This is a genomic window from Porphyromonas levii (genome assembly GCF_018206105.1).
In the GTDB taxonomy this organism is placed as follows: domain Bacteria; phylum Bacteroidota; class Bacteroidia; order Bacteroidales; family Porphyromonadaceae; genus Porphyromonas_A; species Porphyromonas_A levii.
Window position 1 is genome coordinate 1 of record NZ_JADRGN010000005.1, and the last position, 14,288, is coordinate 14,288.

General features: G+C 46.4%; 15 protein-coding genes. 5 read left to right on the forward strand and 10 right to left on the reverse strand.

What is annotated here, in order from left to right:
* Window positions 1-191 precede the first annotated feature (191 nt).
* The 4 genes from IX315_RS01835 to IX315_RS01850 all read right to left on the reverse strand — a co-directional run bounded on the left by IX315_RS01835 (window position 192) and on the right by IX315_RS01850 (window position 2,351).
* Window positions 192-608, reverse strand: coding sequence for a SufE family protein (locus IX315_RS01835; RefSeq protein ID WP_018358717.1), 417 nt, complete (start codon window positions 606-608; stop codon window positions 192-194).
* A 54-nt stretch (window positions 609-662) separates the two neighbouring features.
* Entirely contained in the window at window positions 663-1,190 is a 528-nt protein-coding gene (locus IX315_RS01840; RefSeq protein ID WP_018358716.1) for a chromate transporter, read from the reverse strand.
* Entirely contained in the window at window positions 1,187-1,774 is a 588-nt protein-coding gene (locus tag IX315_RS01845; RefSeq protein ID WP_134849942.1) for a chromate transporter, read from the reverse strand. The genes IX315_RS01840 and IX315_RS01845 overlap by 4 nt, the downstream gene beginning before the upstream one ends.
* Before the next feature lie 82 nt (window positions 1,775-1,856).
* Window positions 1,857-2,351 carry a hypothetical protein gene (locus tag IX315_RS01850; protein WP_134849941.1) on the reverse strand — a complete coding sequence of 165 codons (495 nt, stop codon included), beginning with the start codon at window positions 2,349-2,351 and terminating at the stop codon, window positions 1,857-1,859.
* A gap of 237 nt (window positions 2,352-2,588) precedes the next feature.
* Here IX315_RS01850 and IX315_RS01855 point away from each other — a divergent pair, with 237 nt between their 5' ends.
* Together IX315_RS01855 and IX315_RS01860 are read left to right on the forward strand one after the other, a co-directional pair.
* A complete protein-coding gene (locus IX315_RS01855) occupies window positions 2,589-4,730 on the forward strand; it encodes an outer membrane beta-barrel protein (RefSeq protein ID WP_240704040.1) in 2,142 nt (713 codons plus the stop codon).
* 12 nt (window positions 4,731-4,742) lie between these two features.
* Window positions 4,743-5,702: an OmpA family protein gene (locus IX315_RS01860; protein ID WP_134849940.1), complete on the forward strand. Its 960-nt coding sequence runs from the start codon at window positions 4,743-4,745 to the stop codon at window positions 5,700-5,702.
* 103 nt (window positions 5,703-5,805) lie between these two features.
* Here the strand turns inward: IX315_RS01860 and IX315_RS01865 are convergent, their stop codons facing one another.
* The 6 genes from IX315_RS01865 to IX315_RS01890 are packed head-to-tail and all read right to left on the reverse strand — an operon-like array spanning window position 5,806 to window position 10,323.
* The gene (locus IX315_RS01865) at window positions 5,806-6,495 is read right to left on the reverse strand and encodes an RluA family pseudouridine synthase (RefSeq protein WP_018358711.1); all 690 of its coding nucleotides are present in this window, start codon (window positions 6,493-6,495) and stop codon (window positions 5,806-5,808) included.
* 3 nt (window positions 6,496-6,498) lie between these two features.
* Window positions 6,499-7,002, reverse strand: a complete 504-nt coding sequence (locus IX315_RS01870) for a dihydrofolate reductase (RefSeq protein ID WP_211638639.1) — start codon at window positions 7,000-7,002, stop codon at window positions 6,499-6,501.
* Window positions 6,999-7,793 (reverse strand): thymidylate synthase, encoded by a 795-nt coding sequence (locus IX315_RS01875; RefSeq protein ID WP_211836531.1) that lies wholly within the window; start codon window positions 7,791-7,793, stop codon window positions 6,999-7,001. Before IX315_RS01875 ends, IX315_RS01870 begins: the two co-directional genes overlap by 4 nt.
* A gap of 5 nt (window positions 7,794-7,798) precedes the next feature.
* Entirely contained in the window at window positions 7,799-8,821 is a 1,023-nt protein-coding gene (gene thiL / locus IX315_RS01880) for a thiamine-phosphate kinase (RefSeq protein ID WP_211836532.1), read from the reverse strand.
* Window positions 8,822-8,824: 3 nt separating this feature from the next.
* Complete coding sequence (locus IX315_RS01885; protein WP_211837117.1) at window positions 8,825-9,382, reverse strand: porin family protein; 558 nt, start codon at window positions 9,380-9,382, stop codon at window positions 8,825-8,827.
* 8 nt (window positions 9,383-9,390) lie between these two features.
* Window positions 9,391-10,323 carry an HU domain-containing protein gene (locus IX315_RS01890; RefSeq protein WP_018358706.1) on the reverse strand — a complete coding sequence of 311 codons (933 nt, stop codon included), beginning with the start codon at window positions 10,321-10,323 and terminating at the stop codon, window positions 9,391-9,393.
* Between the two features lie 546 nt (window positions 10,324-10,869).
* Here IX315_RS01890 and cas6 point away from each other — a divergent pair.
* From cas6 to cas3, 3 genes are read left to right on the forward strand one after another with little or no spacing between them, the layout of a single operon-like run.
* Window positions 10,870-11,541, forward strand: a complete 672-nt coding sequence (gene cas6, locus IX315_RS01895) for a CRISPR-associated endoribonuclease Cas6 (RefSeq protein ID WP_134849915.1) — start codon at window positions 10,870-10,872, stop codon at window positions 11,539-11,541.
* An 11-nt stretch (window positions 11,542-11,552) separates the two neighbouring features.
* Complete coding sequence (locus tag IX315_RS01900; protein ID WP_018358704.1) at window positions 11,553-12,155, forward strand: hypothetical protein; 603 nt, start codon at window positions 11,553-11,555, stop codon at window positions 12,153-12,155.
* A 2-nt stretch (window positions 12,156-12,157) separates the two neighbouring features.
* Entirely contained in the window at window positions 12,158-14,278 is a 2,121-nt protein-coding gene (gene cas3 / locus IX315_RS01905; RefSeq protein ID WP_211642472.1) for a CRISPR-associated helicase Cas3', read from the forward strand.
* Window positions 14,279-14,288 lie beyond the last annotated feature (10 nt).

Here is a 14,288-nt window from a genome sequence, read left to right on the forward strand (position 1 = left end):
CGCACACTTTGCGGAATCTAGGAGGGTATCAGTGAAACGCATGAGCTATTATCATAAAGAGTGATATAGTCAATCCTCTCATCCCTAATGCATTGCACTTGTTTGTTGCCGCTTATGCGTTGCCCCGTGGTTCGTGGTGGCAACTGTCCCCCGACAGCCACCTCGGAGAGGGGGGGCTGGGTGTAGGCTCCTTACTGCTGAGTAGTGGCGAGGAGCTTGATGTGGCGCACCATGCTGAGTAGTCCATTGGAGCGCGTGGGGGAGAGGTGCTCCTTGAGCCCTACTTTGTCGATGAAGTAAAGGTCGGCATTGGTTATTTCGGCAGGCTTCTGTCCGCTGAGCACCTTGAGTAGCATGGCTATGATGCCTTTCACAATCACGGCATCGCTATCGGCACGAAGCTGGAGAAGCCCGTTGCTATCTACTTCTCCATTGATCCACACTCGGCTTTGGCAGCCTTCGATAATGTGATCAGGTGTTTTCTCTGCCTCAGGCATAGAGGGTAAGTCATTGCCCATGTCGATAATCATTTCGTATCGATCCATCCAATCGTCGAGGAGAGAAAACTCCTCTATTATCTCGTCTTGTATCTGATTGATTGTACTCATAATGTTATGTCTTCTATAGGTACAAAGGTACTTATTCTTGGTGACAAGCTCATCTTAGATATAGATGAAGTAGCCCGCTATGCCCCCCAGTACAATAACTAGGATGGGGTGCATCCATTTCTTGACCACCAGTACAAAGGCAATAAGAAAGAGAATAACACTGGTGTAGTCGATAAAGTTTTCCCCATTGAGGAGCAGTAGGAATGCTGCCCCAATGAGTCCTACTGAGGCAGGGCGAATGCCTGTGAATATGGCTTTGAAGTGGAAGTTGTTTTTGATCTTGGCGAAGGAGAGGGAGATGAGTAGCACGAGTACGAATGAAGGAATCATTACCGCAGTAGTTGCTACAACAGAGCCCCATATAGAGCCTGTGACGGTGTACCCGATATAGGTGGCGCTATTGATGCCGATAGGTCCTGGAGTCATCTGGGAGATAGCCACAATATCTGTAAACTCCTGGATGGTAAGCCAAGCGTGTCGCTCTACAACTTCTTCCTGGATAAGGGAGAGCATGGCGTATCCACCACCGAAGCCGACTAAGCCTATCTTGAGGTAGACGAGGAGGAGTTGCAAGTATATCATAATGTATTATTCTCTCCTTTCTTACTTATATATAAGGTGTACATCCAGCCTAGTAGAGCGGAGACGAGTATGACCGTGACGGGACTAATCCCCAATAACCATACAGATAGGGCCGAGACGATGGGTATCCACAGCCACTTCCAGCCTAGCCCCAGAGCTTTCCAGATAGTGATGGTTGGGGCAGCAATCAAGGAGACGACTACGGGGCGGATGCCCTTGAAGATGGCTTCTATAGTAGGATTGCCCTTGAAGCTATGGGCATAAATAGCGATAACAAGGATGATGACGAAGCTTGGAAATGTGCAGGTGAGGGCACATACTATGGCTCCGAGGATGCCCTGGATTCGGTAGCCAATAAAGATGGAGATATTCACCGCCAATACTCCTGGGAGGGACTGTGCCATGGCAAAGAGGTCGAGAAACTCTTTGTCCTCGAGCCAGTGGTATTTGTCTACTACCTCGGTGCGTATTAGCTGAATCATGGCTTGCCCCCCACCGAAGGTAAATCCTCCGATGAGGAAAAAGGTCTTAGCCATCAGTAGGAGCTGTAGCCAGTCTCTCTTTGTCGTTATGAGCTGATTCATTTGTAAACAAAAGAGGCTGACGCAGGACACCTATGGGTGTGCCACATCAGCCCCTTCTTCATTATATTGAAACCCTCACTGCTTAGAGCTTAAATGCTAGACCAATATTGGCAAATGAATAGCCATAGCCTAGCTCGATAAAGCCACCCACAGTAGGCGTAAACATATAGCGTGCACCTACATGAGCACCCCAACGCATGTCGGTGTACCAATCGGTGTTTACGTTATGGTCTTTGTATTTGCCAGCCTCAAGCCCAAGCATCAGAGACATGTAGGTATCGAGTTGTGGGATAAAGTGGTAGTGAAGACCTACACGTGGACCTATGAAAAGTCCATTGTGTCCTCTGCCAAAACTAGTACCAAGCATACCACCAAGAGAGAGGGTTGCATCAGGGATGTCGAATACATTGCCTACGATACCGTGATCAAAAGCTACGGAAAGAGGGATACGGTGATCAGTGATACCTACACCTACAGTAAAGATACTGCTACTCTTATCCATAACGTTCTGCGCATTTGCGCTGAGGCCAAACATCGCTATAACAGCGACCAATGCGCCCATGATTTTCTTGTTCATAATTATATTCACTCAAAATTAATACTAACGTCGGAACAAAGATAAGTATTATTCATCGATTACCAAATAGGTAGGTATTGATATAATTTCTACGTATATAGAGCTTATTGTGAACCTTTTTTATAATCCGGTGGTTATAGAACTGAATGGCTACAGCAAGGCTACGGCGAATGGCTTTTGGATTTGCCGATATTAAATGATTATCAAACATTAATTTTTTATATAAGTATTACAAACATGAGGAAAATTTACTCGTTAATGCTTGGCGGATTACTAGGTTTTTTTGCCTTTCCCACTGCTAATGCGCAGGTGGATGGTGTCAGTTTTACTCTATCACCTAGTGCTTCTTATAACTGGTGGAACCAGAATGTTGCACTCAAGAATTCACCTTTCTATGGCGCTCGTTTAGGAATTGGTTTTGGTCCCTATGTAGAGCTAAGAGGTACATTTGAGAAGTCTATCAACCTAAAGAATGCGTTTGAGCAGAAGGGTTGGCTTACTGATAAGCCTGATTTTCTACAGAAACTAGATGGTATGGACATGGACATTACCCGTGTGGGTGGTGAGCTAAAGTTGAATATCCTTAATAGCTCTTATGCTGTAGCACCATATATTGTTGTAGGAGGAGGTGTACAGATGCTAGACTACAATCCTTTCGATACCACGATTGGTGTAATCGAGGATGCTAAGCAAAAGGATAAGCAAATCTATCTCTCTGCCGGTGCAGGGGTAAGGTTTAACCTCTCTGAGCGTGTGGCTCTATCAGTAGAGGGTCGCAACCTACAGATGAAGATGAATGATGTATTCCTGAACCCTACTATCGATGATAAGGCAAAGCGCTGGGGTAACTGGAGTGCACTAGCTTCTCTAGATATCACACTAGGTGGTACCTCTAGGTTCAATGACGAGGCCATGAAGTACAGCAACCTCTTCGAGGATGGCTTCCGTGGTATGAAGTTTGTCCTTGAGCCAGGTATCGTATATGCCGACTTCCATGAGAAGCTTGGTCAGGCAGACCAGTGGTTTGTCGGAGGTGCTGCTGGTGTAGATTTCTCTAGCCTAGTAGGTCTACGAGCATTCTACTATCAGGGGACTGAGGAGCCTCAGAAGCTCAACTTCAAGTTCAATAAGAACCTCAAGATGTACGGAGGTAACCTTATCTTCCGTCTCAATCAGCCAAGAGGTATTGTGCCTTACCTAACACTCGGTGCTGGTTACCTTGATGACAACAGCCTTATCCCAACGGACCCTGACGCTCCAGGTAGCTCAAAGGATGTATCTGAGCGTTTCAATATCCATAACCTATTCCTTACTGGAGGTGCAGGTGTAGAGGTGCCTTTCTCTAAGTATGTAGCGCTATTTGGTTCGGTCAATGCTATGCTATCAAGCGGCAACGACAAGGTGCTCAATACTGTAGTTGACGATGTATACACTAGCCTTGCCTACAATGCAGGTGTACGTATTAACCTTGGTCGTTCGGCATACGAGCCGGTGAGCGGTGTTGCTGATGACAACGTAAATGATAGGGTGAATGAGATGCAGAATGGCGAGCGCCAAAATAATACTCGTGCTACTATCTTCGGTAGTCAGGCTGTCCGTAAAGGTAGCGGTCGTATGATGACTAAGAGCGAGTTTGAGGAGATGGTAGATCGTATCCTCAATAAGATTCGCCGTGAGGAGAATGCTCGTGCAAGCCAGTTCAGCGACTCTGAGATGAATATCATCGTAGCTGCCCTAAATGCACAGAATGGGCAGAACGGGACTAAGACGACTACTGTAACGACTCAGGATCTTACCAATCAGCAATTGGTGAATGAGATGCGCCGCCTAGTGGATCGTATCGATAGGCAGCAGACTTATGCTCCTAATGTAGCTCAAGTAGCACCTGTTCAGAGGGTAGCTCCTGTAGTGGCTGCTCCTGCTACAGTAGCACCTGGTACTACAGTGTACGGTCAGCCTGCAGAGGATGCCGCTAGGGTGAAGTATGGTTTCCTTAAGCTCAATCGCCTTGCTGGCGTTACCGGTCTCAACTTCGGTGAGGGGACACAGTGGATGGTAGGTATGCGTGGTTATATGCAGATCTCTGATACTGACCTCGACTTCATGCCAGAAATGATGTTTGGTTTCGGTACTAAGAATGCTTTTGACCTTGGTGCTAATGTGGTATACAATATCCGTCTTCATGACTCTGTTGTTGATCCATACGCAGGTCTTGGACTAGGTCTTTACAGCCATGGCGCTGGTCTTAAGTTCGGAACCAATATTATCGTAGGTGCTAACTTCAAGCTAGGTACTTCTGGTGAGCTCTTCGCAGACTATGTCTCAAGAGGATTCTTCAAGAATAACCAAGTATCTGTAGGCTATCGCTTCTTATTCTAAACATTGAAGACAATGAGAAGCCCACTGATAATAATCTCAGCTATAGCTGCCGCACTCCTAGGCTTGGGCAATGCCCAAGCACAGGAGGTGGTGACTACTGATTCCCTTGTGGTAGTCCAAGGCTCCAATAATCAGCTGGAGCAAGATGTGTGGAAGGCTATACGTAGTGCTGAGGGATACGATGAATTGTCTGATGACGCCCTCCTGCCTATCTCACGTGAGCAGGCGGAGGAACTCATCGCTAAGCTTATTGTGGAGGCACGCCAGCCTTACGTAGAGGCAGCACATAGGGATTCAGTGCTCCTCCGCTTCAAGGTGGAGACCCTGAAGCGCCGTGCCCTCGATCAAGCATTAGCACGTACCTATACCGAACCTTATGAGCAGCGATTAGCACAGATGGAACGCCTCCTCTATGCTATCCTACTCAGCAAGGGCGATATTGACCCAGCGATTATCAACCAGCTATTGCCTGGCGCCCCTGGTCAGCAGGTGCCTTATGTTGTGGCTCAGAATAGTCCATCAGCTGGTACCACAACTGTGCCTGCTACTACTTTGACACCCGCCACTAAGAATGGCAAATCCTCCACACCTGTAACACCAGATAAGGCGATTGCCCTAAGACCAGGGCTTGACCTCAAGGAGCTTGACCTCTATATGAGTGTTGCGTATTTTGGATTTGATAGCAGTGCTATCAATAGCGAGACGGAGCAAACTCTGGATAATGTGGTGAAGTGGATGGAGGAGAATGATCTCCGAATCTCCCTTCGAGGCTATGCATCGCCAGAGGGTCGTATGAGCTATAATAATAAGCTCTCGGCGCGCCGTGTAAATGCTGTGGCAGATTACTTGATGAAGAAAGGTATCCCAAGTACGCGACTCGAAGTCATTCCTTCGGGTATCGACTCTATGAAAGATACCAAAAGCAAGTACCCACAGGGTCGCCGTGTAGAGATTAGACCAATCCTCTACTAATCACTTTAGTAGCTCTAATTGTAACGAGAGAGGGGTAGCACCACAGCGGTGCTACCCCTCTCTCGTTGTGTAAACTATCGTATTTCCTCACCTGAAATAGGGCTTACTTCTTTCTATTGCCAAAGTGCTTCCAGAGGTTATCAGCATCGGGATAAGGAGCGGTTACTGTAATGGGCTCTTTAGTCACAGGATGAATAAAACTAATCTGGCGAGCGTGTAGTGAGATAGAGCCGTCGGGGTTGCTTCGCTTGGCACCATACTTGAGGTCTCCTTTGATAATACACCCCATACCACTTAGTTGGGTGCGTATCTGGTGGTGCCGTCCTGTCTCGAGGTCTACCTCTAGGAGGGTATAGCGATCGCTGTCGGAAAGTCTTCTATAATGGAGTATTGCCTCCTTGGCTCCCGAAGTACCTTTGGGGACAATATAAGACTTATTTTGTGCCTCATTCTTCTTGAGCCAATGGCGAAGGGTGCCTTCGTTTTCTCGCGGAGGAGCTTCTACTATTGCATGATACGTCTTCTTTACCTTATCCTCCCTAAAGAGGGTGTTCATACGGGAGAGTGCCTTGGAGGTCTTAGCAAAAAGCACCAGACCGCTTACGGGTCTATCCAGACGGTGTACTACACCGAGGTAGACATTCCCCGGCTTGTCGTACTTCTCCTTGAGGTAAGCCTTAATCTTCTCAGGCAATGGTTCGTCTCCCGAACTATCACCTTGTGTGATTTCGCCTGCCTTTTTATTTACGATGATTAAGTGGTTATCCTCGTAGAGGACTTCAAATGCCCTCATAGCTTACTTCCGATGCCAAGTGGTGAATGCATAAGGATAGAGATTGCGCTCGTCGGCGTCGTGCTCCTCGATAGAAGTACACGCCCACGTATCGATATCCACATCGGGGAAGTAGGTATCGGCTTCTTGCCACTCATGGTGTACGAGCGTGATATGTAGTACATCGGCAAGATCTATCCCCTGCCTATATAGTTCGCCTCCGCCTATCAGGAATAACTGGTCGCCCTGAGCCACTTCGAGTGCTTCCTCTATGCTATGCACTACAGTGGCACCCTCTTGGGCGTAGTCTTTATTACGGGTAACGATGATGTTCTGTCGCCCAGGAAGTGCTCCATTGGGGAGGCTCTCGAAGGTTTTGCGTCCCATCACGATAGGGTGCCCCATGGTGGTCTCTTTGAAATGGCGAAGGTCTGCTGGGAGGTTGCGTCCCCAAGGCATATCGCCTTTGTAGCCAATAGCGCCATTATCTGCAATGGCTACAATAATATGTAGTGTGGCTTTGCTCATACAGATACCTCCGCTTTGATATGTGGATGTGGGTCGTAACCGACGAGTAGGAAGTCTTCATACCTAAAGTCCTCTATCGCTTTGATCTCAGGGTTGATTTCCATACGAGGAAGTAGACGTGGCTCCCTCGTTAGCTGTAGTCTAGCTTGCTCTAGATGATTCAAATACAAGTGGGCATCGCCAAGCGTGTGGACAAAGGTGCCTGGCTCTAGCCCCGTAACTTGTGCCACCATCTGTAGCAGAAGTGCATAACTGGCGATATTGAAGGGAACGCCAAGGAATATATCTGCGCTACGCTGGTAGAGCTGTAAGCTGAGCTTGCCATTGGCTACGTAGAACTGGTACATCAGGTGGCATGGGGGTAGGTGCATCTCATCCAACTCCCCAACATTCCAAGCACTGACGATGATACGGCGGCTGTCGGGATTGGTCTTAATAGTCTCTATTGCCTCCTTGAGCTGGTCGTGCTCACGCCCTTTAGCGTCGAGCCAATGGCGCCATTGGGCACCATAAATAGGACCTAGGTTACCCTCTTCGTCAGCCCACTCATTCCATATCCGCACGCCATTATCTTGGAGATACTTGACGTTGGTATCGCCTTTGATAAACCATAGGAGCTCGTGTATGATACTTTTCAAATGGAGCTTTTTAGTAGTGAGTACGGGAAAACCATCGGCAAGGTCGAACCTCATCTGATGCCCAAAGACACTTCTCGTGCCAGTGCCAGTGCGATCGCCCTTCTCAATCCCTTCGTCCAATACCCTTTGTATAAGGTATAAGTATTGCTTCATATCCCTTATTCCTCCCTATTAAATCCTTGTGCCGTAATGGTTGTCTCGCTACCTCCCGAGGAGACGAGGCGGATACCATCCTCTTGGTCTGTGATAAAGCCTATCTGCCGAATATCCTCTATAGACTCCACAATGTCTTTGAGACCGAGAGGTACAGTGAATAGTAGCTCATAATCCTCTCCGCCATTGAGTGCTACGAGTGTAGGAGAGAGACTAAAATCCTCTGCCATTCCTACTGTTTCGTGATCTATAGGTAAGCGTTGCTCGTAGATTCTTGCCCCTACACCCGAAGCATGGCACAGCTGCATAAGGTCGCTCGCCAAGCCATCGGTGATATTCGTCATGGCGCTAGGACGTACGCCCTCAGCCTGAAGCTGTCGGAGGATGTCTAGGCGTGCAATGGGTTTCATCTGCCGGCTTAGGATATACTCTCGCCCATCGAACTTGGGCTGAAACTCTTCTGTGCCATCGTACGCTACTTTCTCGCGGATCAATAACTGTAGTCCCATATAGGCCGCTCCTACATTGCCCGTGACACAAATAAGGTCATTTTTCTTAGCTGTAGACTTGCGGAGTGCCTCTCCTTCGGCTACGGAGCCAATACAAGTTACCGCCACGGTAAGCCCTGTGTACGAACTAGTGACCTCTAGGTTCACAAGATCCACGCCATAGAGCGCAAGCGCATCCTTTACGCCAAGCATCAGGATGTCTACATCCTCTACCTGAAATCTCTGTGAAAGACCCACGCAGAGTGTTGCTTGCCTAGGTGTACCTCCCATGCCGATAATCTCAGCTACAGCGGATGTGATGGCCTTGAAGCCGAGGTATTGTAGGGGGAAGTAAACGAGGTCGAAGTGAATTCCCTCGAGTAAAAGTCTATTGACTACCAAGTTCTGTTCTCCTTGTGGCGCAATAAAAAGGGCTGCATCATCGACTAGCGATAGCAGAGTTCCCTCCTGCTTCGCTGGTTCTAATGCAGCCACAATATGATCTCTCAGACCAAATGAACCAATCTTACTAATCTCCATAACCTAAAAATTATATCCTAGTGAGAGGCAACCATTGATATGCTTTGCCTTACCCTGTTTCCCCCTATTGATATTGTGCGTACCAAATGCCCCGTCTAGGGCTACCACCCAGTGCCCATACTCGGCTCCTATGCCCACTTGAATGCCATAGTCGTTGGGGTCAACCTCCTCTACCGCACTAAGGGTACGTCTATAGTAAGATCCTATCCTCAGAAAACTATTGACCTGCTGGGTGAGATTGATATCCAAACCGAGTAGTACTGGCACCTCAAGCGCAGTACTATGGTACCGATTAATAGGGTTACCACCTTCGCCCCGAAAGCCTATTTCACTTGCCAGTAGCCCGCTTTCAATCCGAATCCGCCCGAGGTCTCCTGAGAAGAGCAGATAGTGCCCCATCACGCCGCCTTTGATGGTGACAAGAGGAGTGCCACTCTTCTGCTGAATGACTTGGGAAACCTGAACCCCTATTGTAGGCACTACACCCCACCGCTTCTGCGCCTTAGCGGGCAGAAGCACCAATAGGAGAAGCGCCACAGCGGTCACCCATCTCCGAGTCATGATAATGATTATTGTTTATGTACCCAAGCGGTACGGTATTCTTTGTTGCTTGTAAGCTCAGTGAGATAGGCTTGTGCCTCAGATGCATCCTCAAAGCTCTTGGCAAAAATCCTATGTAACCCACTTTGGGATACCAAGACCCCCCCTTCGGCAGCGAAACTACGTATGTCGGGGTTATCTGCGACGAACTTTGCCATCCGCTTCTCGCCCGAAAGAGTAGCAATCACTACGTAGTAGCGCCCCTTGCCCTGTTCGTTCTGAACTACTTCAAAACCATCTATCCTAGGAGTGGTATCTACCACGGGTGCAGGTGCTTCTACTACCTCGGTCGTGACAAATCCAGCCTGATACTGTGCGATATCACTTGGAATAGTCAGTTTCTGATTGGGGATGAAGAGCGCTAGAGCTACCATGGCAGCGGCGGCACTGCCGTAAGCCAGATGTTTGAGATTGATGGGCAGGTAATAGATGTCCCCATTCCTTTTCGCTTTGCGATCAGCAGGCATAGCCACCTTGCCCACATTTGGAAGCATGGCGACAGGTTGTAGCCCGTATTGATCAATAGAGAAAGGGTGAGACTCATTTGGGATAAAGCGAATCTGTTCCTCTCCTCTTGACTGCATTAGTTTGCCTATCTCGCCCATCTGAACCACGCCATTCGTGAGGAGGTGAGCACGAAGCTCCTGCACATCGCTCTCAAGTAGGGCAAGCGAGCGTTTATAGCCAAAAGAGAAAGCATCGCTATAGCTCTGCACAAGGAGACCATCATTTTGGCTCAGTGCACCATTGAAAGAGATACGGCTACGCCCTGGGTAGATAAGCCCCTTAGGCTCATCAGCCACAGCGGCGTCCTGATGTAGGATAAAAGCTCCCAAGCCAGGTACTACTACGCACTCCTCACGGTATAGGAGCTGCTCTATATGCTTAATCAGTCGTCTCATAAAACATGCATTAACTACCACAAAGGTACATATTTTTTCGGAGCGCACACAAAATATACTACTTCCCTAAATGCTAGCTTTCCGATGCCCCTAAGCTCTATCTCCAATCTATCAATCCCCAACCTACCTGTCCCCAAGCGATTGCCTCTAGTCATATCTTGTTTTCCTAACCTCCAATATTTAGAGAGTCTACCTAGAGATAAGAGGCGATAAGCTTTGCAAGCACCATCGATTGGCTCAGAGTACAAAAGGTGAGCAAGCTAATAAGAAAGACGCAGAGATGCTCCGGTGGTACGATGTGTTAAGCTGAGGAGAGCGCTAAGTCTTAATTTACTTAAGTATAGTTGCAATTCACAGAAATATTTAATACTTTTGTAGAAACACAAGCATAGATTTTTTTTGAATATTTTTTAGAGTGACATCAAGAAAATTGTTTGGGTACAATAGGGTCTTTTTTATGCGAAAGCGTTATTTATATCCACGAAAAGCGTAAGAGTCTATGCGAATTACTGCCTATAATGACAAACATTATTGTATCAGATTATTATGAGATTACAAATTGAGTTTAAGTCAAATGCAAATAGAATTATTCCATTTAACCACCAACCTGCGTTAGTTGGAGTTATTCACAAGTGGCTAGGAGACAATAATCCTTGGCACGGCAAGAGTTCGTTCTTTTCTTTCTCTCGCCTGAACGGAGGTGTAGCAATAAAGGAGAAAAATGCATTGCTTTTTGAACATGGTGCACACATGTTCTTCAGCGCCTGTGATATAGAAATAATTAGAACGGTATTGGTGAATCTCCGGTATGATCCTCAAGCATTTAGTGGGTTAGTTGTGAGTGATGTTGTTATTATTGAAGATCCTGATTTGAGCGATAGGGAAATATTCTATCCGGCTTCGCCTATTTTACTAAAAGAAAGAGGTATAAATGGAGATACTCGCCATGTCATATACACAGACACAGATGCATCTAGGTGCTTGACAGAAAAATTCCAAGCAAAGCTAGTTGCTGCCGGTTTTGATGATCCCTCAGCGGCTATAAGTTTTGTACCTACAGAGGGATTTAACCAGACACAATTAGTTTCGTATAAAAAGGTAAAGAATAAAGGGAGTTGGTGCCCTATCCGAATAGTAGGGAAAGCAGAGAGCAAACTATTGGCGTGGAACTCTGGACTAGGAAACTCCACAGGAATTGGATTTGGAGCAATCAAGTAGAGTGTTATATTATGGAATATTTTGTTGTTAGATATAGTGGTGCCTTCGGGTACATTAAACCATGGTCTGCTGTACGTGATGGAAAGACATATAGCCAGCAGTTTCTGACTCCTTCGATAGTAGAAGGTATGGAGAAAAAGTTGTTTCCTGATCTGTTACATACTCATGGTATACACAAGATTCTTCGGCATAAACTCTCTTGTAACGGAATCAGTCCACAACAAGAGAAAACCCAAGCGCCAGCATGGCAAAGGACGAAACGAAAAGGTGATGTGAATTATTCTCGTGCACTTTCAATCCTTGTGAGAGGGGTAATGCTTTCACCAGTGCTTTACTTGGGCTTTGCATCGGAGGAAGATGCAATAGTAGCTTCTAGGCAGCACTTATGCCTATGTAGAAATGAGGATATTATTCTCCCTGAGAAAGAGATAAAGCTCATGACAGAGGAGGAGTTTGAGGCTCTGCCTGGTTTTGAACTCCGATTCGAACAAACGTCAGATCCTCATAGCTTAAAGTATCCAGACTCTTTTATTGTTGGGTACAATCGTTTTGATAACGACTCTCCTATGTATGGACGATTGGAAATAGATGGGAAGGACGTATGGTCTAGGTAGCAATGGCGCGTTACGAACACATACTCGCGAAGGATGATGGTACACCACTGATTCGTCACCTTGAGGATGTCGCTTCAGCAGCGAAAGCAATTGCATCCAGTGTTGGATTGGATTCGCAGCTAGCTATAAAAGGCGCTCACCTCCACGATATAGGTAAGTGTAGCCCATTATTTCAGGATAGGCTCAGAGGTAAGGCTAATTATCCCAACATATTCTTCAGGCACGAAATAGCTTCCCTCTTTTTTCTTCCCCTAATTTCTGGAGTAGAGGAAAGGCATATCTTAATCCAAATGATTGTGGCACACCATAAGTCTCTATACAGGGATATGAGGGGCTTAGGGTTATTGGATCTTGATCAAAATGATTTTAGATATATCGATGACCACCTTTCAGATTTTGATTTGTGGAGTGGTGTTGCCCTTGGGATACTTAATGAATTAGGCTGGAATGTTCACTCAATATCCGTAGATGAAGCCCGAAAAAGTGTGGAAGATGTGGTTGAGTATTGCAGTAGTCTACCCATGGGTTACTCGGAGTGGAAAGGGGTATTAATGGCAGCAGACCATATAGCATCAGCAATGTCTAATGAAATAGGATCTGTGGTTAAGAACCTTTTTATTCCACCTGATCTATCTTACTACAGTGTCCGCAAAAGCGAATTGTATCCACTATCAATGATTTCGGCTGAAGACATGAGGAGACATACCATAGTAACAGCTCCTACCGGAGCCGGAAAGACAGATTTCCTCTTGCGAAGATGCCGGGGTCGAGTATTTTATACACTCCCATTCCAAGCTTCCATAAATGCAATGTATGAGAGATTCAAGGGTGATTTGAGCAATACAGAAGCGTCCATATACCCACTCCATGCAGCATCAATATTAAAGTTAGAGGACAAATCAGAACAGATCTTGTCTCACCATGTGGGAGCTTCTATTAAAGTACTGACACCATATCAGATAGCATCTATCGCATTTGGACTAAAAGGGTATGAGGCTGTAGCTGTTGATTTGCGGGGATGCGATGTAATTCTTGATGAAATACACACTTATACCAGTATAACTCAGTCCATGGTAATGAAGATTGTGGAGATTCTACTGTTACTTGGGTGTCGGGTGCATATTGGAACTGCGACTATGCCAACGATCCTTTATGATAATCTTCTAAAACTTCTTGGGGGGAAAGACTCTACTTTTGAAGTAAAGTTGTCGCAAGAGCAATTGAGGACTTACAATCGCCATGTGATATACAAGATAAATTCTATCGATAGTGCACGGAATCCTATTCGAGGGGCACTCGAGAAGGGGCATAAGGTACTTGTGGTGTGTAATCAAGTGAAGCGCGCACAAGCCATCTTTCAAGAATACCGCAATAGTTTTCCAAGTACCTTAATGATGCTGCTGCATAGCCGTTTCAAACGAAAAGATCGGGCGTCGTTAGAGACTCAGCTCAGAGAGGTATTTAATCAGAACTCGGAGCCTTGTTTAGTAGTATCTACTCAAGTGGTAGAAGTAAGCCTAGATATTAGCTTCGACTTGATGGTGACAGAGTGTGCTCCGATTGATGCTTTGATACAACGCTTTGGAAGAATAAATAGGAAACGCAGTAAAGAGACCATAGGTAGACAGAAGCCCATATACGTGATCGCCCCTCCTGACGATGAAAAAGATGCTAAGCCGTATAATCTTGATGTCCTCATGCGTAGCTATCAGGTGCTTCCGGATGGGGAAGTACTTAAAGAAGAAGAAATACAGAAGCTATTGGACATAGTTTATCCAAAGATCCAGACCCCTGACATTGACTTTCATACGACATACAGAGATGGGGAATGGCAACTGAAACAATTGGTTCACTTCCCAAAGTCGGCATTGATGGATTTATTAGAGGTTAATTCGGCTTGCTGTATTACTGAAGAAGATCTGACATCATATCGTGAGGGCACCTATGTGTCTAGAACAGTACTCGAAATACCTGTCCCACAGAGTATCCGCTTTAAGGGATTGACACAAGAAGAAGTAGGGATGTACCCCTTCTTACTCCCCGACAAGGCATACGACTCGGTTTTGGGTTATCTAGACGAATACGCAACTCCATTGAAATATAACACCTTTGAAATACTATAGGCAAGGAAAT

Coding starts and splice junctions, on each gene's coding strand:
- IX315_RS01835 (WP_018358717.1), bottom strand. CDS start 608: ATGAGTACAATCAATCAGATACAAGACGAGATAATAGAGGAGTTTTCT.
- IX315_RS01840 (WP_018358716.1), bottom strand. CDS start 1,190: ATGATATACTTGCAACTCCTCCTCGTCTACCTCAAGATAGGCTTAGTC.
- IX315_RS01845 (WP_134849942.1), bottom strand. CDS start 1,774: ATGAATCAGCTCATAACGACAAAGAGAGACTGGCTACAGCTCCTACTG.
- IX315_RS01850 (WP_134849941.1), bottom strand. CDS start 2,351: ATGAACAAGAAAATCATGGGCGCATTGGTCGCTGTTATAGCGATGTTT.
- IX315_RS01855 (WP_240704040.1), top strand. CDS start 2,589: ATGAGGAAAATTTACTCGTTAATGCTTGGCGGATTACTAGGTTTTTTT.
- IX315_RS01860 (WP_134849940.1), top strand. CDS start 4,743: ATGAGAAGCCCACTGATAATAATCTCAGCTATAGCTGCCGCACTCCTA.
- IX315_RS01865 (WP_018358711.1), bottom strand. CDS start 6,495: ATGAGGGCATTTGAAGTCCTCTACGAGGATAACCACTTAATCATCGTA.
- IX315_RS01870 (WP_211638639.1), bottom strand. CDS start 7,002: ATGAGCAAAGCCACACTACATATTATTGTAGCCATTGCAGATAATGGC.
- IX315_RS01875 (WP_211836531.1), bottom strand. CDS start 7,793: ATGAAGCAATACTTATACCTTATACAAAGGGTATTGGACGAAGGGATT.
- thiL (WP_211836532.1), bottom strand. CDS start 8,821: ATGGAGATTAGTAAGATTGGTTCATTTGGTCTGAGAGATCATATTGTG.
- IX315_RS01885 (WP_211837117.1), bottom strand. CDS start 9,382: ATGACTCGGAGATGGGTGACCGCTGTGGCGCTTCTCCTATTGGTGCTT.
- IX315_RS01890 (WP_018358706.1), bottom strand. CDS start 10,323: ATGAGACGACTGATTAAGCATATAGAGCAGCTCCTATACCGTGAGGAG.
- cas6 (WP_134849915.1), top strand. CDS start 10,870: ATGAGATTACAAATTGAGTTTAAGTCAAATGCAAATAGAATTATTCCA.
- IX315_RS01900 (WP_018358704.1), top strand. CDS start 11,553: ATGGAATATTTTGTTGTTAGATATAGTGGTGCCTTCGGGTACATTAAA.
- cas3 (WP_211642472.1), top strand. CDS start 12,158: ATGGCGCGTTACGAACACATACTCGCGAAGGATGATGGTACACCACTG.